This window comes from Parvimonas oralis (genome assembly GCF_047608425.1).
Taxonomy (GTDB): Bacteria; Bacillota; Clostridia; order Tissierellales; family Peptoniphilaceae; genus Parvimonas.
The window spans coordinates 313,425-325,874 of record NZ_JBLKRS010000001.1 but is presented as its reverse complement, the minus strand read 5'-3'; the positions used below and the strand labels follow the sequence as shown (position 1 = coordinate 325,874).

Here is a 12,450-nt window from a genome sequence, read left to right as displayed (position 1 = left end):
ATTATTCACCTATTGGAAATCTTTCTTTTTCTTTATCTAAAACTTTTTTATCAATTATTATCCTTGAATTTTCAATTTTATACTCAAAAGGTATAGGATTACATCCACCCTTAAATCCTATAGTTGCCTTATTCATAACAACGTCACATCTTTTACATACTATATCATTTTTTCTTTCAAAATAACCTGCAACACCACATATCTGACAAGCATCTAGTCCTACGCCATAAGAAGTGCTGTTAGGCTTTCTAACTACTATAAATCTTATGTCATGTCCATCTTTTTTATAAGAAAATCTATGCAAATGTCCATCATCAACATCAGATAGAGGAATTACAATATTATTTCCTTCTTCTTGGTAAGGCTGAGCAGCAGTTAGTTCAACCGGCTTTGTAAGTTGATAATTTAAATATGTTGCAGAAAACAACATAACAAAAGATAAGACAGTTGTAAAATATGCCCATCTTCTATTTACAATTAATCTCCATTTTTCTTTTCTTAAACTTGCATTGGTTTCAAAGTTGCCATTAACTTTTAAATTATTATAAACAAAGAATATTGCTCCCAATAATATTATTATAAAAGCTATTCCAATGAAATATGCTTCGCTTTTATCTTCAAAAATCATCAAATCAAAAACTTTTATTCCAAAAATATTACTCTTTTCAGTCAAAATCGGAGCCATATTAAAATCTTTTCTCAAATATTCTTTAAGTCTAACAATAGCTGTAATTCCCCTTAGAGCATATTCTAGAAAAGTATTGATAAATACTGCAATAAACATTATAGTATATTGTCTTTTACTACATCTTATTAAGAATTTATAAAATGCCAATACAAGTAAAATTCCTGTTAAAATTCCAAGTATATACCCACTTATTCTAAACAAAGTCATTGTACTTACAGAATCTTCTCCAAACGCAACAAATTCCATTGCTTGAGTTAATAGTCTAGGTATTATTAAATAAAGCATACAGGAAATTGCAATAAACATAAATGCCAAATTTAAAGAAATAAATACTTTGTAAATTCGCTTATGTTTTTTTACTAGAATACTCAAAATTAAAAAAATACTTAGTAAAATAAAAATAAATAAACATAATGCAAAGACATATCTATTCAATTTTGTTACTGTATGTATCATTTCTTTTTTATTTTTAACTCTAAGTATATGTATATATAAACCTAAAATAATTCCTAATCCTAAAATTGAAAAGGAAATTATTTTATTTAATAAAGATATATTTTTCTTTAAAAAAGACAAAACTAATGCAAAGAAAAAAGAAAATGCACATATAGTAAAAATTACATCAACATAAAATTTTCCCAAAATAAAACCTCGCTCCTAAAACGTGGCAAAACCTCCCTTAAAATTTTAAGAGAGGATTTACCTATTTGTCATATATTAAATACTAATAATATTTATATTACTATTATTTGTTTTGCAATTGTTGACCTGTATAATCCCATTCGAACTCAACAGTTTGTTTTTCATAATACTTTGATGCTTCAGCTTTTCCACCATCTTTAATTGCAGGAACACCTGTTTCTTCATCAGTGTGTAATAAATAGTCAGCTGACGGTTGAATTTCAATAACTAATTTATACTTACCAACCTTAAGCACATTCTTTTTGATATTTGTTCCATAATGCGCTCCATCATCAGCATTCATAGGCATCATTGATCCGGAAGTAACTTCTTTTCCGTCTGTTGATAATACTTTATAGTTTACTGTTAAATATGCAGGCCAAATATCCTTTCCACTACCAAAACCGAATTTTTTACCCGCTTCTTTAGTTAAATGGATATCTGCTTCTAAGTGCATATCTGATTCAGCTGCACTTGGTTGTCTTCCTTCAGGAACCATATCAACCCCTTGGAAATATACTGTAGCAACTTGGAAAGGTCCTACTATTTTTTCTTCTCCGATTTTAATTTCTTCAAATCCTGATTCACCAGGTTTTTCAGCTTCTTCTGCTTTTTCATCTTCAACACCGGCATCTTTTAATTTTTCAGTTAATTCAGAGATTTTTTTATCTTTCTCTTCAATTGATTTTTGTAATTCATTTATTTTAGCTGTGTCATTCTTTTGACAACCAACTAAACCTACTGATGCTAATAATGCTAATGTTACAACCATTTTTGACTTTTTCATAAAATAAATCCTCCTAATTTTTTGTTTTTCATAAAAATAAATAACTAAATTTGATAAGTAAGAAAAATTAATTTGATTTTTTAATTTTTCTTAATTTGAAATAGTGTCCCAACAATATCCAAACACTAATTATTACTAACATAATTTGCGGAATTAGTGTTTCAGCTCTATCATAAATATTCAAAATTGGAATAGTCCAACCTTGCATTGCGGGTATAATTGTTGAACCGGAAATAACTCCTGCTTCTGTCAACTCTATAACCCCTTTTCCCATAAATGAGATACACATTAAATATAATAATATACTTGTAAACAAGAAAAACGGTTTAAGCGGTAATTTAACTGAAGTAAATCTAAAAAGCAAGAATATAACAACTAAAATGACTGAAGCTGCAATAAGTCCTCCCATAGGATATAAAATTTTACTTCCTCCTGAAAATGAAGCTTTATAAAATAATATAAGTTCCGCTCCCTCTCTCAATACCGCTAAGAAAGCTGCAAAAACTAAAGTCCATTTACTTTTATTATCTATTGATTTTTGAACTTTAGATTGAATATAATTTTCCCATGCCTCTTCTTCAGATTTTGATAAAATCCAGTTACTAACATAGAATAAAACTATAACTGCTAGGAACATAGTCCAACCTTCAAGTAACTCCTGTCCAACTCCGCCTAATAAGTAATTTATTATTATTGCTAAACCGAAACTACATATAACGGCAGCACCCATTCCCAAGTAAACTGATTTACAAAGATGTTTATTACCCGTCTTAACAAGATAAGCAATAATTGCAACACAAACCAAAATTGCTTCTAATCCTTCTCTAAGCATTAATCCGAAAGATGTTAAAAAATCTTGAATATTTTTAGCTTTTTCATCCCCCTGTTTAACCTCGGCATTCCCAAAAACAATCTTTCCTTCCGAATCAGGGGCACTTTTTGGAATCACCTTATCCAAAACAAGTGCATCTTTGTAAACTTTCATATCAAGTTCATCTATCGATGCTTTTATTTTTTCAACCGATTCGCTTGTATTTCCTAAAAAAGCATGCTTGATTTCTCTAAATAATGCTTCAATTTCATTTACTCTGTTATTAGAAATCGCAACCATAACATTTTTTTCAAAGCCTTGAACCTCATAGTAATCAAAATATGCAGAATCCATTGCCTTATAAGCACTTTTGAAATCCTTTTTATCAGCATACTCTTTTGCTTCTGTAAATTTTATATGCATATCTTTAGCAACTTCTTGCCAATTTGAATACTTTTTCTTTTCAACTTTGGCATCGACGTTTCCAATATTACATACAAATAAAACACTACAAAGTATTAGAAAAAAAGATAATATTTTTTTTATAACTTAGCACCTCCCTAAAAACAATATATGATAAAGATAATATATATCACATAAATAGCGAAAAAGTTAAGCATTAACCATAAAAAATCAATGCTTTAAACTCAATATTAAATCTATCAAATATATATTATCATATTCAATGAAAAATTTCAAGAAATTAATAAAAATTTTCATTTAATAAAACCCTTATAACAATATATATTAGTGTAAAAATAAATGATAGATTATTATTATAAAACAAATTATTTTATTTGATAGAAAAGACTATTGCATTTTACTTTGCAATAGTCTTTTTTTTTTATCTTTGTCTATTTTTAGTTACAAAATATTTTCTAACCCTAAGAATTGTATATAACATATAAATAACTGTATATAACACTATTGACAACATATGTTTTTCAGGCTTAATCATAAATAGAATCATCAAGTGTACATATATTAGATAAAAAAACGGGTATGCTAACTTTTGTAAATTTTTCCAATTTTTAGCTTTCATTTTCTTTCTCACACACTTGAATGAAGTTATCATAAGCGGTAACATCATTGATATAAGGATTAAACTTATTATAGTTGCCGTCTTAGTATAAACATTCATTTTTGATGCATTTGTAAAAAATTCTACAAAATATCTTATCCCAAATGCTACATTATGACAAATCGCTGCAAAACAACCTATAATTGACATTTCACCTCTTATACTCATAAGTTTCCTTGTATATTTGTTATGAGTTGTAATAACTCCTAAAAACATTACTATCATAAATGTTACTGTTGAAAATATGCCTCTTTGAAAAATATCCATAATATATTTTGTAAACCAAATTGGCATATTTTTATAAAACTTTGTTTGATAATACAATACAACCGGAATTATTAATATATAAGTCGCCATATAAAATAGAATTGGATACTTTTTTATAATATTTGCAAATAAAATATAAAATAATGTTATTGCAATTAATCCTACTATTAAATTCATCTAATCTTCCTTTTCATTAATTTTAAAATTTTGTTTTTGGACTGAGTCATCGGATGGTTTTCCTAAATTGTTCGAATCTGTTTCAGATACTTTTTCTTTAGTTGTATATCCTGTTTCAGTAATTTTATTTTCTGCAGAAGAATTCTCCAATTCATCAACATTTTTAGTTTCTTTTTTTGAATTCATAACTTTTTCTGAATCTTGATTCTTATTGCTTTCTACACTATTTTTTATTTCTTTATTTTCTTCCGGATTTTTTTCAGGTTCTTTCCATTCATCAATATTTCTTATTTTTATATTGAAAATTTCAACCAATTTATTTCCACTTTCATAATCATTTTTTTGAATTAAATTTTCACAGTAAGCTCCAACTGATAATTTTTTATTCTTAATCAGTGAACTTATAATACTGTCATTTTCTATTTCTTTCTTTGAATCTAAATCTACAATTTTAATTCCAAACAAGTGAAAATCTGAATAAGGTATATTTAAAATAGGTGTTCCGGTAGTTGCCCAATCGGATTCATTTTCCAATTTGTTAGACATAAATAATGTTACTTTTAAATCATTTAAATTGAACTTATCTTGTAAATCATATTGCATCTTATTTGACATTAATCTGAATATTCTATATACAGGATATGGAACTATTTTAACTGAAATTTCTAATTCAAGTTTAGATCCATCATTAAAGCTTAATTTTATCTTTCCTTTTTGATTTCCTAGTTTCGATCTGTCCGGTTCTTGTATTACTTCAATACGTGAAATATCTGAAGAACGAGATTTCAATTTTAAATCTCTATTTATAGCAAAGTCTGAAAATGCACCCCATTTAACTGTTTCTGCAAAATTTTCCTTATTTCCATACTTAGGGTCTTTTACCACTACATTTACTATTTCATTTTTTATTTCAGGATATAAAATTTTAAATTCCTCTGCTTTGTTTGGAGCAGTATCCTTTACTATAACATTTATTGATATATCTTTTGTACTTTTATCTGTAAATTTAAGCCTTACTTTCATTAAAGTACCTGTCTCATTTACTTCACTTACATTTGCATTTTCAATAATCTCTATCTTAGTACCTTCAGGTAAATCATCAAAAAAGTTATTTAAATGACTCAATTTTACTTCCTTGCCTTTAATTGTAATTAAGTCTTTTTCTTTGTAAACATATTTATCTGCCATAGTATTAACTTTTTCTTTTACAATAACATCTATCTCCAATTCTTTTTCACTACCATCATCAAATGATAATTTTATTAAAAGTTTTTGTGGAATAGTGTCATTTGCTTTGTTTATATCAACTTCTTTCAAAATTGAAATATTAGTTTTATCAGGTAAATTTTTTAGAACACTTCTTATTTTAGAATCAGTTATTTCAGCTCCTTTAGATATAATCAAAGTTTCCGGTATTTCTTTGTACAAAAATGCCTTAGGAATTTCTCCTTCAACTTTTGTTTTTATACGGAAAGTATTATTAAATAACACACCTTTATACTTTTCAATAACATCTAGTGTGTATTCTCCACTAACAAAATCTGCAATTAAAGTCTTATTTTGTGATTGCATTAAAGGAATTTCTATTTCTTCAGAAGTTTTTTTGTCTTTAGCTATTATCTTAAACTCAATTTCTTTATTATTAAGTTTTTTAGCAACCTCTTTTGAAACTGTAATATCTTGAATAAAGTCTGTAGTATTATAACCATTAGTATCATACCACTCAGAACTATCCTTAGCTTTTATCTTAATTCCAGATATTTCAAAATTCTTATTCATATTTTTAGATATGAGAATTGTATTTAAAAATTTAAAACTATTACTCTCTTCATGAACTATTCTAAGCTTCAATCCATCAGATACATTATGTCCTAAGTTTTCTTTATTTAAGATTAATCCGTCTTTTATTTCTTTCTTATGGTCATTAATTACTTTCAATCCATATTTATCAAAATCCGAATAAGAAACTGTAATTTCCTTATTATTTTTTTTATAAATAGTGACTTTTAAATCTTTTAAATTAAGCTTATCTCCTTCTTTATAAGAAGTTTTAAAACTACTGTCATCAACTCTCATATCATAAAAATTAAATTTTTTAGCTTTCAATAATGCATTTTTAATAGAAGTTGCTGTTCCAGTTGCAGTGAAAGTAGCACCACTTACTGCATCATAATCTTCCCCATCATACCCTAATTCTTCTCTAACATATATTTTTAGCAATGTGAATATCCTGTCATGAATATTTCTCTCTCCTGTTAAATGAGATTGATCTATAGTAAGTCCCCATTTACCAAAATTATGTTTTCCAATAACTTTATCCAATGCAGCTCTATAAACTTCAACCGTTTGCTCTTTTCCTTGAGCTTCTTTCATAACCTCTCCGGCAGCAGTCCTTAATACTTCAAATTTATATATCAGAGATTCAATATTTTGCATATTTTTAATTCTGTTAATTACAGTATAGAATTTATCTTGGAATACCCCACCATCATCTATTTTTCCCGGTGCAGTTAATCCTTTTAATCTATCCAACTCTTCTTGAACAAGTTCTATATCTTCAATTTTATTGTTCTTAATAGTAACTTTTACAGGAATAGGTTTATTAGAAACAAATCCGTAACTATCTCCATAGTAAACTCCATCAGGATAATTTATATTTTTATCAAGATTTTTAACTTCTTCAGCAGATAAAAACTTAAAGATACCATCAGCTTTATCATTTACTAATACAGGGATCTCTACTACTTTCTTACTCTTGTCCTTGAATATAAGTTCAACTACAATTTTCGTATTTCCTGTAGAACTTGTATCTGCATTATTTTTTATATTAATTTGAACGTCTTTAGGCAATTTTTCCAATGAGTTTCTTATTTTTTGTAATCCGATAGTTTCTCCTACTTCTACAATTATAGTCTTAGGAGAATAAATATATTTATCAGCATCACTTCCATTAGAATCTACCGCTTTTTCTAAGGCATTAACAACTGCATTTATAAAACCTTTTGATGACGTTGTAGCTCCGGAAATTGTATCAATATTTGTTGATTGATTAGAAATAATCCTACTCTCCAATAATCCTGCTTTTTGATTATCAAAATATGACTTGTCATCATTATTTTTAATTAATTCTATTTTTGTTATTTTACCACCACTAACAGTCACTTGAACTTCAAGTGAATTTGTATAGTATCCACTTGATTTTCCAATATAAACGCCGTCTTTTAAACCTTTAAAATATTTTTTTATTTGTTCGATTTCACGGCTATTTTGCCTTGGAATGTTTTGTTCAGTTTCTTCAGGTATATTAATATCAGGACTGTTATTTCCATTACTTGCTTTTCTTAAAGCATCTTTTACAGCATTCAATATTCCCCTACTAGAAACAGTTGCCCCCGATACTGTATCAATATTGCTACTACCATTTATAACTTTATTTAGCACACTTTTTGCCCAAGTGAAATATGGATAATCATCACTATGACTTATAACTCTTGCATCATATATTACTCCATTTTTTATGGAAATTGAAACCTTGATTGGTCCATTATATCCATATCCTACACCGATAAATGTACTGTCTTTTAAATTATTTCTGTTAAATCCGACTTTACCAGTAATGGCTGAAGTTTGTTTTGCAAACAACTTTGCTTTTTCTCTATCTCTTAATTCTTTATTTTCCTTTTCAAGATTCGTAGCTACATCACTTGTTTTTGCTCCAGCTTGAACAAGAGCTTTATAAACAGCTACTTTAATCGCATCGGAAGTAACTGTTGCTCCAGAAATTGAATCAACATTAAATGTGTTTTTTTCTACAATGGTTTTTAAAATTTTTTTTGCCATTTCATAATATTCATCTGTTTCACTATGTGAAAGTACCTCAACTGAAAAAATTTTACCTTCTTTAATTACAACTTTTACTGTTACAGTACCTTCATAACCTTCGGCACTGGCAGTATATTCTCCATCTTTCAATTCATTTGGAGACTTTACACTATCAAGTTTTGTAGTTTCATTTATTCTGTGTCTTTGTTTATCAGAATAAACACTATTATATACAGTGTAACCTATTCCAGCTGTTGTAATACAAAAAACAAATAAACCGGCAATAATACTATTTTTTTTCATAAATTCCCCCAATATTTATTTTGTTAAATTTATAAATTTGTCACTTATTTATAAATATAACAATAGACATTATCAATTCTACTAAAATTAATAATTTTTTTCAACTAAAAACAACAATTTTAATATTAATTTTTCTTATTAATAAACTCTAATTAGATATATTTAATAACTAATTTCATATTTTATTCTATTATTTTTAAAAATTTATTAATTATTTAAAAATATTTTTCATAGTTATTAAAGATATTTATTACAATTATATATTATTAAGTGAATTTTTACATAATTTAACGAAGTTTTTTATGTATAAAAAATTTTTATTAAAAAATAAACAATTTGTGATTTTATTAATGATATTTTTCAAAGATATCATTAATCTGCATACTGCCTATATTTTAAAAACAAAATAATATCTTCTTTAGCCGGATTACTTAAATCTTGCTTTTACAAAAAAAGACATATCTCTAATTAATATTTAAAGATATGTCTTAAAGTTTAAATATATAAATTTCAAATTGATTTTTACTTCAATTTTCTTTGAACTAGAACATATATTAAAATTGAATAGACAATTACAAAAAGTCCTTGTAAATCATAATACAAATTATTTTTTATAAAAGCATCATTTATAAATGCCAAAATAAAGTCTAATATTCCAAAAAATATAATATAGTTTGATGATTTCTTTTGGGCAATTTCCCAATTTTCTTTATTTTTACTCGACTTTTTAGTTCTAAAACCATATATTCCTGAATTGAACTTTGGAGGAAATACTTTCATAATAATCCCCCCTGATATAAATACAATTGCCACAACATAAATCATATTAAAACATCCAATCTGTATTGTAAGAGTAAGCATCTACTAATATCTAATCTTTTTTTGAAATAATTTCTTCCATGTACATTGTTTTTGTAGCTAAATATGCATACTTTTTATCTACTAATTTTACTATTAAAAATGCTAAAAACATTGTAAACAAACCGACCACAAATCCAATTATATCAATTCCTTTTAAATTTGCGAAAGCAATATTCACTAACAATATTGAAAGTATAAACATTAAAATAGGAAAACCATATAAGAAAATAGAATATTTTAATACAATATTACTATCAATCCCTATCTTTACACGGTCTCCAACTTCAGCATCCAATGTATTTTTCATAACTATATGCATAGTAGGTGTTGGACAACCTCCACAAGTTTTACAGGTTCCTTTACACCCACTTATCCTTGAAATCAAAACCTTACATTTATCTTCAGGTAAAATTTTAGTTATATATCCTACTTGTTCCATAATATCAAATCCTTTACTACTTCTGATGTAATAATAAGTCCCATAGTTGAAGGAATAAAACTTATACTTGAAGGAGATGATTTTCTTATCATATCAGATTCAATTTTTTCTCCAATTGAAATCTCATCAGAATAAACACATTTTAATTTTTTTACTCCAATTTTTTTTAATTCCCTTCTCATTACTCTTGCAAGCGGACAACCAGACGTTTTATAAATGTCAGCTACTTTAAATCTTGTAGGATCCAATTTATTCCCCGCTCCCATTGCACTAATTACCTTTATATTGTTCTCAAAACAATATTTTATTAAATAAATTTTTGAAGTAATAGTATCTATTGCATCTACAACATAATCATAATATTTCAAGTTAAATTTTTCAATATTATCCTTTTCCAGTTTTTCTTTGAAGATATTTACTTTTATATCAGGATTTATAAGCTCTATTCTCTTTTTCATTTCATCTACTTTGTATTTTCCGATATTATTTAACATAGCGTGAATTTGTCTATTTACATTAGTTATGTCAATAGTATCAAAATCTACAAGTGAAATCTCTCCTATTCCGCATCTACAAAGAGATTCAACTGTAAAACTTCCTACTCCTCCAATTCCAAATACTATAACTTTAGAATTTTTTAGAATATTTAGAGAATCTTTTCCGATTAAAGTTTCTGTTCTTGAATAAATATTATCTTCCAATTTTTAAATTTAACTCCTCAAGTTGTGCCTCTGATACTATACAAGGTGCATCTGTAAGTAAATCGGATGCGGATTGTGTCTTTGGAAATGCTATTACATCTTTTATATTGTTTGTACCCGCAAGTAACATAATCAATCTATCAAGTCCGAACGCAAGACCTCCATGTGGTGGTGTTCCATATTTCAATGCCTCAAGTAAAAATCCGAATTTTACTTCTGTTTCCTCTTTATTAAGTCCTAAAGCTTTAAACATTTTGTTTTGTAAATCCGAATTATTAATCCTAATAGAACCTCCTCCAAGTTCATCACCATTTATTACTATATCGTAGGCTTTTGCATAAACTTTTTCAGGATTGCTTTCCAAGTATTTAATATCTTCATCTTTTGGATGAGTAAACGGATGATGTTTTGAAACATATCTTTTTTCTTCTTCATCATATTCAAAAAGTGGGAAATCTACAATCCAGCATAGATTATATTCATTTGGATTTAATAAATTCATTTCTTTTGCAATTACACATCTTAAAGCTCCTAATGAGTTTAAAACAATATCATTTTTATCTGCAAGAATTAAAATTAAATCATCATTTTCAGCTTCCATTTTTGCTTTTATATTACTAATGATTTCTTCGTTTAAAAACTTTGAAATTGAAGATGTAACTTCTCCATTTGCAATTTTTATCCAAAATAGATTTTTTGCACCATAATCTCTAATTGAATCAATTAATTTGTCAATTTTCTTTCTTGTATATTCCTTTGAATATTTTCCGATTGAAATTGCTCTTACACTTCCACCTGAAGCAATTGCATTTTTAAATAAATCAAATTCAACATTTTTAACACAATCAGTAATATTTCTAATTTCAAAACCGAAACGTAAATCCGGCTTATCACTTCCATATTTTTCCATTGCATCATCATATTTCATTCTTTTTATAGGTAATTCAATATCAATTCCTTTAATTTCTTTGAATAGTTTTTTTAACATTCTTTCATTTACATCAATAACATCTTCAACATCAACAAAACTCATTTCAAGGTCAACTTGAGTAAATTCAGGCTGTCTGTTTGCTCTTAAATCTTCATCTCTAAAACATTTTACTATTTGAAAATATCTATCCATTCCTGAAATCATCAAAAGTTGTTTCATAATTTGTGGAGATTGTGGAAGAGCATAAAAATTTCCTGGATTTACTCTTGAAGGTACAAGATAATCTCTTGCTCCTTCAGGTGTAGGTTTATTAAGGTATGGAGTTTCTATTTCCACAAAATTATTTTCAGTATAAAAATCTCTTATAACCTTACATACTTTAGCCCTTAACTTTAAATTATTTTGTAAACTTTCTTTTCTTAAATCCAAGAATCTATATTTTAATCTTAAACTTTCAGAAACATTATCATCATCTTTTATATAAATTGGCGGTGTTTGTGCAGTATCTAAAATCACAAGTTCACTTACTTCAACTTCAATATCACCAGTAGGTATTTTTGGATTTTTACTTTCCCTTTCAGAAACAATTCCTTTAACAGCCAAAACAAATTCAGATCTTATCTCTTTAGCGCTATTAAATATAGTTTCTCCTAAAGTATCTCTCACAACTATTTGTGAAATCCCTGTTGTATCTCTCAAATCCATAAAAATTAATGAACCCAAATTTCTTTCTTTAGCAACCCAGCCCATCAAAATTACTTCTTTACCAATATCCTCTTTTCTTAAGTTTCCACACATATGTGTTCTTCTTAAATTTCCCATTTGTGCCATATTTTCCTCCTTATAAAAAAATCCCTGCAAAAATGCAGGGACGAATTAAATCCGCGGTACCACCCTAATT

General features: G+C 27.1%; 9 protein-coding genes. All 9 read right to left on the bottom strand.

Going from position 1 to position 12,450, the window contains the following annotated elements; all coding sequences use genetic code 11:
- Nucleotide 1: 1 nt before the first annotated feature.
- Nucleotides 2-1,330, bottom strand: coding sequence for a Fe-S-containing protein (locus ACMX2D_RS01680; RefSeq protein ID WP_414972486.1), 1,329 nt, complete (start codon nt 1,328-1,330; stop codon nt 2-4).
- 103 nt (nt 1,331-1,433) lie between these two features.
- A complete protein-coding gene (locus tag ACMX2D_RS01675) occupies nt 1,434-2,156 on the bottom strand; it encodes an iron transporter (protein WP_414972484.1) in 723 nt (240 codons plus the stop codon).
- Between the two features lie 67 nt (nt 2,157-2,223).
- A complete protein-coding gene (locus ACMX2D_RS01670; protein WP_009447836.1) occupies nt 2,224-3,390 on the bottom strand; it encodes an FTR1 family iron permease in 1,167 nt (388 codons plus the stop codon).
- A 421-nt stretch (nt 3,391-3,811) separates the two neighbouring features.
- Complete coding sequence (locus ACMX2D_RS01665; protein WP_414970833.1) at nt 3,812-4,492, bottom strand: hypothetical protein; 681 nt, start codon at nt 4,490-4,492, stop codon at nt 3,812-3,814.
- Nucleotides 4,493-8,617, bottom strand: a complete 4,125-nt coding sequence (locus ACMX2D_RS01660) for an FMN-binding protein (RefSeq protein WP_414972482.1) — start codon at nt 8,615-8,617, stop codon at nt 4,493-4,495.
- Nucleotides 8,618-9,139: 522 nt separating this feature from the next.
- Nucleotides 9,140-9,397, bottom strand: a complete 258-nt coding sequence (locus ACMX2D_RS01655) for an SdpI family protein (protein ID WP_414972480.1) — start codon at nt 9,395-9,397, stop codon at nt 9,140-9,142.
- Between the two features lie 91 nt (nt 9,398-9,488).
- Nucleotides 9,489-9,917 carry a SoxR reducing system RseC family protein gene (locus ACMX2D_RS01650; RefSeq protein WP_414972478.1) on the bottom strand — a complete coding sequence of 143 codons (429 nt, stop codon included), beginning with the start codon at nt 9,915-9,917 and terminating at the stop codon, nt 9,489-9,491.
- The gene (locus tag ACMX2D_RS01645; protein ID WP_009447714.1) at nt 9,905-10,618 is read right to left on the bottom strand and encodes a tRNA threonylcarbamoyladenosine dehydratase; all 714 of its coding nucleotides are present in this window, start codon (nt 10,616-10,618) and stop codon (nt 9,905-9,907) included. The genes ACMX2D_RS01650 and ACMX2D_RS01645 overlap by 13 nt, the downstream gene beginning before the upstream one ends.
- Nucleotides 10,608-12,380: an aspartate--tRNA ligase gene (aspS, locus tag ACMX2D_RS01640; protein ID WP_414972476.1), complete on the bottom strand. Its 1,773-nt coding sequence runs from the start codon at nt 12,378-12,380 to the stop codon at nt 10,608-10,610. Before aspS ends, ACMX2D_RS01645 begins: the two co-directional genes overlap by 11 nt.
- Nucleotides 12,381-12,450 lie beyond the last annotated feature (70 nt).